We start from the raw sequence: 14,792 nt of genomic DNA, 5'->3' as shown, positions 1-14,792 counted from the left end.
AGAACAGGTCGAGCAGATGAGCGAAGCCCTTCATATCAACGAGATGATTGTTGATGTTGTTGCCAATGAACTGGGTACAGGCAAAAAAACCCAGTTCTCCATTGGTGACCTGGCAAAAGAATTTGACATTACCCTCCGCACTCTTCGGTTTTACGAAGACAAGGGCCTCCTGAACCCTAAGCGTGACGGGTTAAACCGTATTTACAACCGCCGCGACCGTGCCCGCTTGAAGCTGGTTTTGATGGGCAAGCGTGTTGGATTTTCACTCTCCGAAATTCGTGACATGCTTGATCTTTATGATCTACGTGATGGGCAAGTCACTCAGTTGCAGGTTGCGCTGGATCGCTTCAAGGAACAGATCAATATTTTGGAAGGTCAACGTTCCAATATTGAGGAAGCGATTGAAGACTTGCAGCGAACTGTCGACATTGTTGACGGCATGCTGAAGCAGAAAAAAGGCTGATACTCTGCCTGATGCGAGGTGGGGTCTTTATCCCCACCCCTGCCAAAATTTCGTTCTGCAGAGCGCACTCATCTAGTCATTCAGCATAGATTTAATTTTATTCATCTATGCGCGGGAATATTGCTCGAACATCAGCTATCTGCGGTATTGTCCAATCCATAATCTCTTAGGACACTGGTGACACGGATGCGGTATTTCCGAAAATACTTAGTCTTTCCGATATATTGCGCGTCCTGATGATTTTCCTGAGCTTTCCAGCGTTTTACCGCATCCTCATCCTCAAAAAATGACAGTGATAAAATTTTTTCAGGGTTCGTGAGGCTCTGAAATCGCTCCACAGAGATAAATCCCTGTATTTTTTCGAGATCAGGTTTAATTGTGGCTGCCACCTCCAAATAACTGGCTTTGTGGTCGGCGTAGGGTTCAACTTCAAAAATAACTGCTATCATTTTTCGGTATCTCGTCTTCTGCTGGGCGGCTAAAGAATATTGTTCTTGGTGTCTTCCTATCCGAAAACTGGGCTCATTTTTCCAGAATACGGCTTATTTGATTGCGTGCGGGCTGGAAGCCAATGCCAGGAAAGTCCTGTCTTCTTTCAGGATGAACTTTTCCCGCATGGCAAATTCGTAGTTTTCTTGTCCCAACGGGTCTTGTGCGAGTTTGGCCCTGTAGTCCTCGTAGTGCGCAAGATTTTGCACATTGTAGATGCCATAGGCCAACGTTGTTGAGCCTTCATGAGGCGCATAATATCCGGTCAGGTCCGCGCCACACCGTGGAATTGCCTCCCCCCAGTTGCGGGAATACTGCATGAACTCAGCCTTTTTGGTAGGGTCTATCTGGTAGCGAATAATACAGGTCAGCATCGATGTGGTCCTTTTCGTTTGATCCGTTCGCGATAAATATCATCTTGTGCTGCGCAATTGCTTCGATCATGATCGAACTACAATTGACGGAGGGTTGAGATGAAAGAAGGACCAAACATCGCTGCGATAGCTGCGCTTATTGGTGATCCAGCGCGGGCCAATATGCTTCAGGCCCTGATGACCGGAGTTGCCCTGACGGCCAGTGAGCTGGCGCAGGAAGCGGGCGTGACGCCGCAAACGTCCAGCTTTCATCTTTCCCGAATGGCGGATGCCGGGTTGGTAAGTTTGCGCAAACAAGGTCGCCACAAATACTACAGCTTAGCAGATGCAGATGTGGCTGCCCTGTTGGAAGCCATGAGCGGGATCGCTATGCGCAGCGGTATGACGAGAGTTCGGACTGGGCCGAGGGAGCCTGAGCTTCGCAAGGCGCGGGTTTGTTACAATCACCTTGCTGGTGAATATGGCGTACAGGCATATGACAGTCTTATTGCCCGCGAGTTTTTGGTTGAGGAAGATGAAAAACTAGTCCTCAGCTCATCGGGCCGGTCTTTCTTCACCGATCTAGGTCTCGTGTTGCCTTCGAACGAAACCAAGCGCCGCCCTTTGTGTAAGTCTTGTCTGGACTGGAGTGCGCGTCGCTCGCATCTGGCTGGAATTACCGGAACTGCCCTGCTCTCCTTCTTTTTCGATCAAGGCTGGGCGAAGCGTGTTGAGGGCAGTCGTGTCATTCAATTCTCCAAGGCGGGCGATTCTCGTTTTCATGAGGCATTTTCCCTTCAAAATTGAGGGGCAGACAGAGCTAACTCATCACTTTCATAGTGCCAAAGGCAGGGTCAACAAGATTTCACAGGGAAGTTAACGTGCACGGAATGGCAGAATTCCGCACTTACGTAACTCCCCCTACGAAATTACACTTGGGTATAACTTGCCGTGAACGCGAGGTCGTTCTATATTCGGTCTCAAGTTGACGTTTACGCAAACGTTAAGCTGTACCTCTAGGGTTGGCCTGAAGGAAAAATTGCTATGCCAAGTTATAGTGCACCCGTCGAAGACACTCTCTTTTTGCTCAAAGACGTTTTGGGTTATGAAAAACACTCAAACTTACCTGGGTTCTCCGAGGCAACACCAGATTTGGTTGAAGCCATTTTGAAGGAAGGCGCAAAGTTCTCCGAGGAGATCGTGCAGCCGCTGAACCGTTCTGGCGATAAAAACGGTTGTACCCGGCATGAAGATGGCTCGGTCTCAACGCCTCCAGGGTTTAAAGAAGCCTACAAAGCCTACGTGGAAGCTGGTTGGGGCAGCCTCTCCGTTCCTGAGCAGTATGGCGGACAGGCCCTTCCCGCAATTTTCACGGGTATCGTCAATGAGTATATCTGTTCGGCAAACATGGCGTTTGCCATGTATCCGGGCCTGACAGCTGGAGCTATGGCTGCTCTCCATACTCATGCAAATGACGAGATCAAAGACACCTACCTGCCAAAGATGGCAACTGGTGAATGGACCGGCACCATGAACCTGACCGAACCACATTGTGGGACGGATCTGGGTCTACTGCGCACCAAAGCTGTTCCGCAGGCAGATGGATCTTACAAGCTATCCGGCACAAAGATCTTCATTTCAGCTGGTGATAATGATCTGGCCGAGAATATCATTCATCTGGTCATTGCCCGTATTGAGGGCGCCCCAGAAGGCACCAAGGGTATTTCCCTGTTTGTTGTGCCGAAGAAAAAGCTGGATGCTGATGGTAATCCGGGTGAAATGAACGGCGTTTCCTGTGGGTCCATCGAAGAGAAGATGGGTATCCATGGCAACGCAACTTGTCTCATGAACTACGACGACGCGACCGGTTATCTCGTTGGTGAGAAAAACAAGGGTCTGCGCGCGATGTTCGTGATGATGAACGAAGCGCGTCTCGGCGTTGGTATTCAGGGTCTGTCCCAGTCAGAAGTGGCTTACCAGAACGCTGTGACCTATGCGAAGGACCGGTTGCAGGGGCGCTCCCTCACTGGCCCGAAGGCACCAGACAAACCGGCTGATCCAATCATCGTGCACCCAGATGTACGCCGCGTGTTGATGACCATCCGCTCCTTTAACGAAGCGGCTCGTGCTCTTTACATGTGGACCGCCCTGCACGGGGATGTCTCTCACCTTTCTGAAGATGATGCTGAAAAGCAGGCATCTGACGACATGATGGGTCTACTCACCCCTGTTATCAAAGGCGTTATCACCGACAAGGGTTTTGATAATGCAGTGATGGCGCAGCAGATTTACGGTGGTCACGGCTATATCCAAGAATGGGGTATGGAGCAGTTCGTTCGCGACGCTCGTATTGCCATGATTTATGAAGGTGCCAACGGCATTCAATCCCTTGACCTTGTTGGCCGTAAGTTGCCAGCAAACGGTGGCCGCGCTGTGCAGGCATGGTTCAAGGAAGTCGGCGGCTTTATCAAAGAGCACGAAGGTAACGAAGAGCTTTCCGTTTACATCAGCGCATTGAAGCAAGCTTTGAAAGATCAGCAGGCCGCGACCATGTGGTTTATGCAAAACGCCATGAAGAACCCTGATAATGCAGGGGCTGGCTCCAACGATTACATGCACCTGTTCGGTCTGGTTGCGCTTGGCTACATGTGGTGCAAAATCGCGGTTGCTGCGAACGCAAAAATCGCGGCCGGGGCGGATGGCAAGGAAGATTGGCTGAAGACCAAACTGACTCTGGGTACGTTCTTCATGGAACGTATTATGCCGGAATCATCAGCACATCTGGCACGCATTTCCACCGGTTCTGACACCATGATGAGCCTGGACGCGGACGCGTTCTGATCACTTTATCGCAATCAGAGGTCTGGGTCCTTTCTCAGACCTCTGCAGTGCCTTATTCTCCATCTGATATATTTTAGTAACGACTATTTGGAGTGCGATATGGCGGAATATGACCTTCAGTGTTTTGCGCAAAGTGGCAATGCCTACAAGGTTGCGCTGATGCTGGAACTTTCTAAAGCATCATGGACCCCGATATGGGTGGACTTTTTTAATGGTGCTACGCGCGCACAAGATTTTCGTAATGATCAGAATGAGATGGGTGAGATTCCCGTGCTTAAACACGGGGAAACACAGCTGACGCAGTCTGCTGTGATACTGGAATACCTTGCCCAGCAGCTTGGCACATTTGGCTGGGACACTGAGGAAGAGCGCCGGGAAATTCTGCGTTGGCTGTTTTGGGACAACCACAAGCTGACAAACTATGTGGCGACCCTTCGCTTTTTGCGCGCTATGGCAAAGACCGGTGAAACGGACGTGACCCGCTTTTTTGAAGGGCGCGCCAATGCCGCTTTGAAAGTGCTGGACCAGCGCCTTGAAAACAAAAGTTTCCTTGTTGGAAATCGCCCAACAATCGCGGACCTTTCGGTTTGCGGATACCTGTTTTGGCCAGAAGAGATTGGTGTGGACTTTGGCCCTTATTCAAACGTGAATGCATGGCTTTTGCGCATTAAGGCACTGCCCGGTTGGGTTGCCCCTTATGAGCTGATGCCCGGCCACCCCTTGCCTACACCAACTGACCACTAATTTTTGCGGAGGACATTATGGCAGACGCCCTTATATTCGACCATGTTCGTACCCCACGCGGGCGCGGCAAACAAAACGGTTCCTTGCACGAAGTCTCAACAGCGCGCCTTGCAGCGAACGCTTTAGAAGCTATCCGGGACCGCAATGACCTTGATACCAAGCTTGTAGATGATGTTGTGCTGGGCTGTGTTGACCCTGTTGGGGACGCTGGCTCTGACATTGCACGTGCTGCTGTATTTGCGGCTAAATATGACACCAGTGTACCGGGTATTCAGGTCAGTCGTTTTTGTGCCTCGGGTCTTGATGCGGTCAATCTGGGTGCTGCCCAAATCATGTCCGGTCAGAACAATCTGGTCATTGCTGGCGGCGTGGAAGCGATGAGCCGCGTTGGCCTTGGTGCTTCTGGCGGGCCATGGCCTACAGATCCACAAGTTGCGCTGCCGGCCTACTTTATGCCGCAGGGCGTTTCTGCAGATCTGATCTCCACCAAATACGGGTTTAGCCGTGATGACGTGGATGCTTATTCGGTAGAAAGCCAGAAGCGGGCGAAAATGGCCTGGGACGAAGGTCGCTTTGCGAACTCTGTCGTTGCTGTGCGTGACATCAACGGTCTGACTATTCTGGATCACGACGAACACATGCGCCCTGAAACAAACATGCAGTCTCTTGCAGGTTTGAATCCATCCTTTGAAATGATGGGGAGCATGGGCGGCTTTAACGCAGTTGGTATTCAGGCGCACCCTGAGATTGAGAAAATCAACCACATGCACCATGCTGGTAACTCCTCCGGTATTGTGGATGGGGCCTCTGCCATATTGCTCGGCACCAAGGAAATTGGGGACGCTTACGGCCTTAAGCCGCGCGCGCGGCTTAAGGCTTTTGCAAACATTGGCTCCGATCCGGCATTGATGCTGACCGGTCCTGTTGATGTGACCAAGAAGCTTTTGAAAAACGCAGGCATGGAAATTGGCGATATCGATCTGTTTGAGCTGAACGAGGCTTTCGCGGCTGTTGTTCTGCGTTACATGCAGGCCTTTGACGTTGACCACGCCAACATGAACGTAAACGGCGGTGCAATTGCGATGGGTCACCCACTTGGTGCAACCGGTGCAATGATCCTTGGGACTGTGCTGGATGAGTTGGAGCGTCAAGACAAGAACATTGCTCTTGTGACGCTGTGTATTGGTGCTGGTATGGGCACTGCAACAATCATTGAGCGGGTTTAAGGGGAGAGACGAACATGACTTACACACACTTTACCCTTGAAACGGATGCAGACGGTTTTGCGGTTCTGACATGGGATTCACCTTCAAAGCCCATGAACGTGTTTGACGAAAGCGTCATTCTTGAGTTGGACAAAATCATCGACGACGTTTCCGCTGATGATGCGATCAAGGGCGTTGTTGTTGCTTCTGGCAAAAAAGCATTCTCTGCTGGCGCTGATCTGAGCATGATTGGCAAACTGCTTTCGACCTTTAAAAAACGTCAGGCAGTTGATGCAGAAGGGGCTGCGAAGGAACTGTTTGACGGCTCTCGCAAGCTGTCTCAGGTGTTCCGCAAGCTGGAGACCTCTGGCAAGCCGTATGTCGCTGCCATAAACGGCGTTTGTATGGGCGGCGGGACCGAGCTGGCTCTGGCCTGTCATAAGCGCATTGGCTCTGAAGAGCCCCTGAAAATGGCCCTGCCTGAAGTTAAGGTTGGCCTGTTTCCCGGTGCTGGTGGTACGCAGCGTGTTATGCGTATGGTTGGCGATTTGCAGGGTGGCCTACAGTTCTTGTTGATGGGTCAGACCCTTGATGCCAAGAAGGCCATGCGCCTGAAACTGATTGAAGCTGTTGCCCCGGAAGCTGAGCTGGTTGCTGCTGCCAAGAAGATGTTGGCGGACGGCGTTGATGCGGCGCAGCCTTGGGACAAGAAGGGCTTCAAAATTCCAACCGGTAAGGTTTACTCCCCTTCCGGTATGCAATTCTGGCCTGCTGCAAATGCGATCTACCGCCAGAACACCTACGACAACTACCCGGGCGCACGCTACATGTTGCACGCCGTAGTTGAAGGCCTGATGGTGCCGATGGACGCTGGCCTGACCATTGAGAGCCGTTACTTTGCGCATGTCATGCAGAGCAAAGAAGCAGCTGCGATGGTTCGCTCCCTGTTCGTTTCCATGCAGGAATTGAACAAAGGTGCACGTCGTCCTGCCGGTGTTGCGGAGACTTCCATCAAAAAAGTTGGCGTGCTTGGCGCTGGCATGATGGGTGCTGGCATTGCTTATGTGAGCGCGAAAGCTGGTCTTGAAGTTGTGCTGATCGATCAGGCTCAGGAAGCTGCCGATAAGGGTAAAGCTTACTCTGAAGGCCTGATGGACAAAGCTATCAAGCGCAGCAAATCCACTGCTGAGAAAAAAGAGAAACTTCTCAGCCTCATCACTGCAACAACCGACTACAGCGCCCTTGCCGATGTTGATTTGGTGATTGAAGCTGTGTTTGAGGACCGTGAAGTCAAGCGGGCTGTGACTGAGAAAGCAGAAGCGGCCATGCCTGCTAATGCGATCTATGCGTCCAACACCTCTACGCTTCCGATCACCTCTCTGGCAGAAGCCTCTTCTCGTCCTGCTAACTTCATCGGCATTCACTTCTTCTCCCCAGTGGACAAGATGATGCTGGTTGAGATCATTCTTGGTGAGAAGACCGAGGACAAAGCGACTGCGGTTGCTCTGGACTACGTGAAGGCGATCAAGAAAACCCCGATTGTTGTCAATGACAGCCGTGGTTTCTACACCTCCCGTGTTGTTGGCACCTACGTTCGTGAAGGCATTATGATGCTTTCTGACGGTGTTCCAGCTGCCATGATCGAGAATGCTGGCAAGATGGCAGGTATGCCTGTTGGTCCGCTTTCCCTTGGTGATGAAGTTGCATTGGACCTTGCCTGGAAGATTAAGGAAGCCACCAAGAAAGACCTTGGCGATGCTTATCCTTCCAGTGGATTTGACACCATTCTTGATGAGATGGTTGCCAAGCAAGAACGCTTTGGCCGTAAGAATCTCAAGGGCTTTTACGATTACAAAGGCAAGGACAAGGCTCTGTGGCCCGGTATTACCGACATCACCGGTCCATCCAAGCCTGCGGATGAATTCGACATTGAGGAACTGAAGAACCGTCTGCTCGGTATTCAGGCTCTTGAAACTGCACGCGTGTTTGAAGAGAACTGCCTGACAGACGTTCGTGAAGCCGATGTTGGCTCTATTCTCGGCTTCGGCTTTGCACCGTTCTCTGGTGGCACACTGTCTTACATCGACGGTATTGGCACCAAAGAATTTGTTGAGCGCTGTGACAAGCTGGCCGCCAAGTGGGGCGATCGCTTTGAACCAAACGCTCAACTGCGGGCCATGGCAGGAAAAGGCGAGACCTTCTACGGCAAGTTCGCCCCAGCAGCAGCGCTTAAAGAAGCTGCTGAGTGATACTAGTTTGGCCGGGTGGAAACATCCGGCCTGCAATTTAGATTGAGAAGCGCCGGTGGGATTAGTCTTGCCGGCGTTTTTTTTGGGGGGGCTCTGCATACAGGGACTAATGTTTTTGCCGCTCAACCTTTCACGGACTATGATTGAATAAAGTATCAATGATGAGTTTTATGGGAATCATCTAATTGAAGACGCTGGTATTTTTCTTTGGGGTAGTGGTCGGCTTTCTGATCTTAGGCTTTACGTTAAGTCAGACCGAGCCACAAATTATCGACTTCAAAAATTATGAAATCATATTATCACCGCTTGCAACAATAATTGCAGGCGCATTAGCCCTATACGGTGCGAAACTTACTATTAATAAGATTCAATTTCAAATCAAGCAACAAGATAAGACATTTGAAGATAACATTAAAAAACAGAGAATTGGAGATAACGAGAAAATAGTATTCAATAAAGAGCGAATACTCATTTCTCTAACACTTGATAATCGCCAAGATATAGACATATAACTTATTGACTTACGTCTACAAAATACTAATAAATTTGCTCGTGAAGACATTAAAGGAACAAAACATGAAAAGGTATTTGCTGAAAAACGCGTTAAATTACACTTATCCAACAGTAAGACGTTCTCAATTAGCTTTGGAAGCCCCATTCTTCAACTAAGAACTGTATTAAAGCTCTTAGGTGTTAAAAAAACGAGACAACGCTTCATTGATGATAACGATGATTTTTTTGGACTTAGGCCAGATATCCAAACTTTTGCAGGTACTTACTCAATTATCATTTATTTGCTAAGAGATATGGTTTCCGACGGATATAGCCATGACGCAGCAGCTTGTATTCTGAGTGCGTTTGATGATCAAGCTGACCTCCTGAAACAGTTAGGTGCCATTGAACACAATACTTACTTATTCGGAAAATTGCTGAACTCACTTGGGGGAGCTGGCTTTTCTCATAGTGAGTTTGACTGGGAGAGAGTGCTCGAAGCCGAACTCACTGAACTAAAAATTCTCCCCCTCGGCGCCACGTTGCTAGATAGTCAAAAAACTCTCAACCCTAGAACTAATCAATTCGAATTTTCAGCTCAGCTCTCGGGAGATGCAGAGAAGAAGTATATTCGTATTGATAAGCAGTGGGAAGTCATGCCAAATTAAATTTTAGCTCCTTTAGCTCTGGATACCGGATCTACGCTTCGCTTGTCCGGCATGACAGTTGTGTTGCTGGCTCAGGAAGGATCTCACTCACAAAGATCATCCTTACTTCACGTGTCGCATAATTACACGGCGGTCTCCTCGAACACCCCCACTCATAGGTATTCTCAGTACTGTTGGTCTCTGTTAGCCTAAACGCATGACGCAAGTAGAAGTCGTTTGCTCGGCTTTTTGGGAGGACCTCCAGTTTGATTAGTTTGCCCTGCTGTTTTGCCTGTTGTTTTAGGGTGTTTAAAGCACCAGCCCCTATGCCACGGCCTTGGGCTTTTGGTAAGAAATAGAGACGCTCTAGATAGAGGTAATCCTCTTTATCCCAGAGGACGTAAAAACCTAGGACCTCACTGTCTTCAACGATTTTCCAGGTTGAGGCCGGATTGAAGGACTCTTCGAAATATCGCCGGTAAAGTGCATGGTCGAACAGGCCGTTAGCTTCCATGTTCTCCTTCATGGCTTTTTGACGGATATCTGCGAGCAAGTCAAAATCGGCTTTTTCGGCTGGCACCAAACAATATACAAACTCGTTCATATCCCTGTCTCACCGTATTTTGGAGGTTAGTTTTCTTCAACCAACCTCCTTTTAGTCTGCGGGCAGATTAGAGCGCGTGGGCTTACATTTTCAAGACAATCTTGCCGACAGTGCGTTGGTTGCGTATGGTTTTTAGCGCGTCCCCAGCCTCTTCAAGGCTCACTTGCTGAAGTCTAGGCACTGTTATTTCTCCCGCTTCCAACAGTTTGGAGAAGGCTGCTCCTGCTTTTACCAGATCCGCTTTGGCTTTCGTGCCTCCTCGGTAGGCAGAGCCCAAGCTGAGTTGATGGAAGCTGAGGCCCTTCAGAAATGCGCCGTTGTAGATTGGAGGACGCACTACGCCTACCAGTTCAACCATGTGTCCTTCAAAACCAAGGCAGTTTGCTGCGAGGATATCATTGTCACCGCCCACTGTATCGAACGCGACTTCGACGCCTTGTCTTGCGGTGTTCTCATAGACGGTGCTCAGTACGTCTTCCCAGTTGTAATCAATCGTACGGGTTGCGCCCAGCGAGGTGACATAGTCCGCGTTTTGTTCTGAACATGTGGCAAGGATCGTCTCAACACCAAAATATCTCGCGATCTGAATGGCAAAACCGCCAGTCCCACCAGAGCCGCCCAGAACAAGCAGGGATTTGCGGTTTTCGATCTGAAGCTTATGGGTGAGCGCGCGCCACGCCGTCCAACCAGCGCATGGGGTTGCAGCTGCAATTACCGGATCCACATCGGGGTGCGGTATCAGCGCATCAGCGTCAGCAAGCGCATATTGCGCAAAGCCGCCGCAGGGTTTGAACATGTTGCCGTGATACAGGACAGCATCCCCCATGGACCAGCCTTCAACATTTGCACCGACTGCTTCGATGATGCCGGACACGTCTAGTCCCGGAACCCATGTATCATCCATATCTCGTGCACCGCCGCACCATTTATGGATTTTGGCATCGACCGGGTTCAAGCCAGCGGCAACAACTTTAACCAGCACCTCATCAGCAGAGGGCGCAGGTTTATCCAATTGGGCCAGAACAAACTGATCGTTGCTTTTGTGATAGGTTAAAGCCCGCATGAGTACCTCGTTTTTATTTTTAAAACTTTGGCCCCCAATTTACGGGTCATGCGCACAAAGAAAAGTCTTGGCCATGCTATTATGTGCGGAGAAGCTAAATATGCCGCAGGGCATATGAATTTGCCGAGAGCCTCCCTATATAAGGGAAAGTTATTTGTAGCGGAGAAATTGATGTCTAACGACAGGTTCAACCGATTTTTAGGTGACAGCCCGAGCCGGGTTCTCATTCGATTGATTTTTCTATCTTTGATTGTCGGTATTATTCTGGCTTCTCTGGACTTTTCGCCTCTTGGGCTCGTCTATGCCGTGCAGGATTTCTTTGTGCGGATCTGGAATATGGGTTTTGCCGCAATTGAGCGCTTTGGTTCTTACTTCTTCCTCGGCGCAATTGTGGTGGTGCCGTTGTGGGTCTTGTCCCGCTTGATGAACTGGCGTGGACGGTAAGTCACTTAGCCCCGCAAAGGCAGTTACTGCATGCAGATGTGATGGATGTTTAAGGACAGATTGGCGAAGATCTCAGGATTTTCGCTGGTATGGCCCATCAGGACTGCAACTTCCATTGCAGCCAGCACAAAGTCTGATTTGACCAATGCTTCTTCAGAGGTCCAATTGCCGCTGTATTCCAACAGATCTGCCAGCCAAACGCGATTGCGTCTTGCAAAGGTTGCCGCCAGCTCCTGAAGGGCGACAGGTAGGTCTTCGTTCTTATCCCCCAGCACTGCTGAGATGAAGAGTTCACCACCATCTGTCATACCGGCCTGAAAAGCGGCTATGTACGTATCCAATGCTCTGCGGAAATGGAAGATCTGTCTAGTAGGGTCACCGAGGATCTGCAGGAACCGATCTATATAGCGCTGTAATACAGCCAGTTCGATCTCATGATTTGCCGGGAACATAACAGCAATATCCTGTTCATTAGTCCCACTCATGCTTGCAAGCTGTTTGAGGTTTAAGCCCGACAAATTGCTTTCCCGGATCATGCATTCAGCAGAATCCAGCACAACGTTTCTGTTGGTAACCACACCAGCCATCCGTCTCTCCAATTGACTATGCAAGTCGCTTGCACATCAAGATGGGATACTGCGTATTTTTTTAGAGATAGCAAGACACAATTATCCATTTCAATTGACTATTTGAAATATACAGTTTCGGGAAAACTTTAAACAAAACAAGCTTGTGTTGAAATCACAAGTACTTTGCCGCCACACGATGCAGGATACAGTGTCGTTTAGCCAATAGTCTAAGATTATTCGAATAACCACCTCCGAGTACTCCAGCCAACGGCAAACCTTCATTGCGCACAAAATCGAATACTAATTCTTCTCTTGCCTGTAAGCCGTCATCAGTTAAAGCCAAGCGGCCCAATCGGTCCTCCTTGTGCGGGTCCACGCCAGCATTGAAGAATACGATATCCGCCTTGAACGTTTTCAATACCGTCTTCAGCGTTGCTTTCAGAATACTCAGATACTCCTCATCCTCCATCTCATCTTTGAGAGGTACATCCAACGTGGACGCTTTTTTGCGGACTGGGTAGTTTTTCTCTGAATGCAGGGACAGGGTGAAGACACTGGCGTCATGAGCGAAAATATCTGCTGTGCCATCTCCTTGATGCACGTCCAGGTCAATGATCAATACGTTCCGCACCATTCGCATAGCTTGCAACGCACGTGCAGCGACAGCGACATCATTGAAAACGCAGAACCCAGCTCCCTGCGCGATGCGAGCATGGTGAGAACCTCCGGCTGTGTTGCAGGCCACGCCGTATTCCATCGCCAGAATTGCTGTGAGCAAAGAGCCACCGGTCGCGCATTGCGCACGGAAAGACACGCTTTGGGACATCGGGAAGCCAATTTCGCGCGCGACTAGGGCCGGAACGGTGCAACTCAGCACTTGCTCCACATACTCACGGGCATGAACACGCAGCAGGTCTTCTGGGCGGATCGGATCGGGCACATGCTGCTCAAACATCTCTCCATTTGCATCCAGAGCACGGAGTTCCTGCGCAACGGCTTCATACTTGCCCATGGGAAAGCGATGGTTTGATGGAATGTCTGCGGTGTAGGCTGGATGGCGGACAACTGGCAGCTTCACAGGAGCAACACTCTCTCATTTTCACGCAATTCTATTCGCCAGTCACCAATTACGTTCTGGACAAAAATAGAACAAATAAATAAGAACAATCCTCTGGTTGTTTTTCTCTAGTCTGTATAGAGCCACTTACAGTCAGATGCTCTCGTACTTTTGAAGGTTTTCAGCGTGAACACAAGTCTCAAGGTGACGAACCGCTCCTTTCTAGCGCTCGCCATCCCAATGACCCTTGCTTACATCTCCACGCCTTTGCTGGGTCTGGTTGATACAGCTGTTATTGGACAATTGCATGATGCAGCGCTGCTGGGCGGGCTTGCCGTTGGCAGTGTGCTGTTTGATGTGATTGGCTCGTTCTTCTATTTTCTACGTGCAGGTACCACCGGCCTTGCTGCGCAAGCGTTGGGTGCCAGCAATGGTAACGAGCTGCGCGCCGTCCTTGGCCGCGCACTCCTGCTGGGATTGATTGGCGGCATTGTCGTGATTTTTCTGCAGTGGCCTCTTCTCACCTTTGGGCTTCCCCTTATTGGTGGCACGCAAGCCGTTCAGAATGCGGCGGCAACATACTTTTCCATTCGCGCCTTTTCCGCGCCGTTTGTGCTGGCAAACTATTCCATTCTTGGCTGGTATCTTGGGTTGGGTAAGGCAGGGATTGGTTTGCTTATTCAGACCTTCCTCAATGTCATCAATATGGTGCTTTCCATCGTACTTGTGCTTGTTTTTGAGTGGGGAATTCCCGGTGTTGCCGTTGCAACATTTATTGCAGAAATGGCCACGTTTGGGCTTGGGATTTTCCTGATTAAACGAGAGCTCGCTGGAACTCCGTTTCCAACATTTTCTCAGATCATCATCTGGGAAAAACTGCGGCCCATGCTGGTTCTCAACCGGGACATCATGATCCGCTCGCTGGTGATGCTGTTTGCGTTTGGTTTCTTCACCTCACGCAGCGCGGCGCAAGGCGATGTTGTGCTTGCTGCGAACGCAGTGCTGCAGAAATTTATTCTGGTGGCGGCGTTTTTCCTTGATGGAACCGCATCGGCTGCTGAACAGGTGATTGGGCAAGCCGTTGGCGCAAAACAACGTGGTGCGTTCCGCAAGGCGCTTCGCCTCTCTGTTGGATGGGGGTTTGGCCTTTCCTTCGCCGCTGCCTTTGTGTTGTGGTTTGCGGGCGGTGCGGTGATTGATCTGCTGACGGTGAATGTGGAGGTGCGCGAGACTGCACGGACCTATATGTTCTGGGCAGCGATTACACCACTGGTCGGCACCCTCGCCTTTCAGATGGATGGTGTGTTTATTGGAGCCACATGGTCCAGCGACATGCGGAACTCCGTTGTTGTTTCAACACTGCTGTTCCTTGCCGCTTATTATGTGCTCTTCCCGATCTATGGAAACCACGGCCTGTGGTTCGCCCTGCTGGTGTTCTTCGGAGTACGCGGTTTGAGCCTGAGTTATCTATGTTATTTCAGAGAACGGCAGTACTTCGGTAAGCTGCAAGAGATCTAAAACGCAAAAGGCTGGCCCCTTCACTGAAGGACCAGCCTTTTTAAATTTTGGTGA

Annotated in this window: 16 protein-coding genes; 10 read left to right on the top strand and 6 right to left on the bottom strand. The window is 50.1% G+C overall.

Going from position 1 to position 14,792, the window contains the following annotated elements:
* Nucleotides 1-16 precede the first annotated feature (16 nt).
* A complete protein-coding gene (locus tag BLS62_RS07855) occupies nucleotides 17-463 on the top strand; it encodes a MerR family transcriptional regulator (RefSeq protein ID WP_093179039.1) in 447 nt (148 codons plus the stop codon).
* 131 nt (nucleotides 464-594) lie between these two features.
* On the opposite strand, the gene BLS62_RS07850 is transcribed toward BLS62_RS07855, so the two are convergent.
* Nucleotides 595-912, bottom strand: coding sequence for an antibiotic biosynthesis monooxygenase family protein (locus BLS62_RS07850; RefSeq protein ID WP_093179037.1), 318 nt, complete (start codon nucleotides 910-912; stop codon nucleotides 595-597).
* 93 nt (nucleotides 913-1,005) lie between these two features.
* Entirely contained in the window at nucleotides 1,006-1,326 is a 321-nt protein-coding gene (locus tag BLS62_RS07845) for an NIPSNAP family protein (protein WP_093179035.1), read from the bottom strand.
* 99 nt (nucleotides 1,327-1,425) lie between these two features.
* Between BLS62_RS07845 and BLS62_RS07840 the strand changes: the two genes are divergently transcribed.
* From BLS62_RS07840 to BLS62_RS07810, 7 genes are all read left to right on the top strand, one after another.
* Entirely contained in the window at nucleotides 1,426-2,112 is a 687-nt protein-coding gene (locus tag BLS62_RS07840) for an ArsR/SmtB family transcription factor (protein ID WP_093179033.1), read from the top strand.
* 237 nt (nucleotides 2,113-2,349) lie between these two features.
* Nucleotides 2,350-4,146 carry an acyl-CoA dehydrogenase C-terminal domain-containing protein gene (locus tag BLS62_RS07835; RefSeq protein ID WP_093179031.1) on the top strand — a complete coding sequence of 599 codons (1,797 nt, stop codon included), beginning with the start codon at nucleotides 2,350-2,352 and terminating at the stop codon, nucleotides 4,144-4,146.
* Between the two features lie 99 nt (nucleotides 4,147-4,245).
* A complete protein-coding gene (locus BLS62_RS07830; protein ID WP_093179028.1) occupies nucleotides 4,246-4,890 on the top strand; it encodes a glutathione S-transferase family protein in 645 nt (214 codons plus the stop codon).
* Nucleotides 4,891-4,907: 17 nt separating this feature from the next.
* Entirely contained in the window at nucleotides 4,908-6,116 is a 1,209-nt protein-coding gene (locus BLS62_RS07825; RefSeq protein WP_093179025.1) for an acetyl-CoA C-acetyltransferase, read from the top strand.
* 14 nt (nucleotides 6,117-6,130) lie between these two features.
* A complete protein-coding gene (locus tag BLS62_RS07820) occupies nucleotides 6,131-8,344 on the top strand; it encodes a 3-hydroxyacyl-CoA dehydrogenase NAD-binding domain-containing protein (RefSeq protein ID WP_093179022.1) in 2,214 nt (737 codons plus the stop codon).
* A gap of 185 nt (nucleotides 8,345-8,529) precedes the next feature.
* Nucleotides 8,530-8,856, top strand: a complete 327-nt coding sequence (locus tag BLS62_RS07815; protein WP_093179020.1) for a hypothetical protein — start codon at nucleotides 8,530-8,532, stop codon at nucleotides 8,854-8,856.
* 294 nt (nucleotides 8,857-9,150) lie between these two features.
* Complete coding sequence (locus BLS62_RS07810) at nucleotides 9,151-9,504, top strand: hypothetical protein (protein ID WP_093179017.1); 354 nt, start codon at nucleotides 9,151-9,153, stop codon at nucleotides 9,502-9,504.
* Between the two features lie 31 nt (nucleotides 9,505-9,535).
* On the opposite strand, the gene BLS62_RS07805 is transcribed toward BLS62_RS07810, so the two are convergent.
* Nucleotides 9,536-10,087 carry a GNAT family N-acetyltransferase gene (locus BLS62_RS07805; protein WP_093179014.1) on the bottom strand — a complete coding sequence of 184 codons (552 nt, stop codon included), beginning with the start codon at nucleotides 10,085-10,087 and terminating at the stop codon, nucleotides 9,536-9,538.
* Nucleotides 10,088-10,169: 82 nt separating this feature from the next.
* Nucleotides 10,170-11,150: an alcohol dehydrogenase catalytic domain-containing protein gene (locus BLS62_RS07800; RefSeq protein ID WP_093179011.1), complete on the bottom strand. Its 981-nt coding sequence runs from the start codon at nucleotides 11,148-11,150 to the stop codon at nucleotides 10,170-10,172.
* A gap of 171 nt (nucleotides 11,151-11,321) precedes the next feature.
* Here BLS62_RS07800 and BLS62_RS07795 point away from each other — a divergent pair, with 171 nt between their 5' ends.
* Nucleotides 11,322-11,594, top strand: coding sequence for a DUF6460 domain-containing protein (locus BLS62_RS07795; protein WP_093179008.1), 273 nt, complete (start codon nucleotides 11,322-11,324; stop codon nucleotides 11,592-11,594).
* A 23-nt stretch (nucleotides 11,595-11,617) separates the two neighbouring features.
* Here the strand turns inward: BLS62_RS07795 and BLS62_RS07790 are convergent, their stop codons facing one another.
* Together BLS62_RS07790 and BLS62_RS07785 are read right to left on the bottom strand one after the other, a co-directional pair.
* Complete coding sequence (locus tag BLS62_RS07790) at nucleotides 11,618-12,181, bottom strand: transcriptional regulator (protein WP_093179005.1); 564 nt, start codon at nucleotides 12,179-12,181, stop codon at nucleotides 11,618-11,620.
* A gap of 154 nt (nucleotides 12,182-12,335) precedes the next feature.
* Nucleotides 12,336-13,175: a histone deacetylase family protein gene (locus BLS62_RS07785; RefSeq protein ID WP_093188611.1), complete on the bottom strand. Its 840-nt coding sequence runs from the start codon at nucleotides 13,173-13,175 to the stop codon at nucleotides 12,336-12,338.
* 231 nt (nucleotides 13,176-13,406) lie between these two features.
* Here BLS62_RS07785 and BLS62_RS07780 point away from each other — a divergent pair, with 231 nt between their 5' ends.
* Nucleotides 13,407-14,738, top strand: a complete 1,332-nt coding sequence (locus BLS62_RS07780) for an MATE family efflux transporter (protein WP_244283557.1) — start codon at nucleotides 13,407-13,409, stop codon at nucleotides 14,736-14,738.
* The last annotated feature ends 54 nt before the right edge of the window (nucleotides 14,739-14,792 follow it).

This window comes from Pseudovibrio sp. Tun.PSC04-5.I4, assembly GCF_900104145.1.
Taxonomy (GTDB): domain Bacteria; phylum Pseudomonadota; class Alphaproteobacteria; order Rhizobiales; family Stappiaceae; genus Pseudovibrio.
Note: the sequence above shows the minus strand (reverse complement) of the source record. Positions and strands in the feature narration are given on the sequence as shown.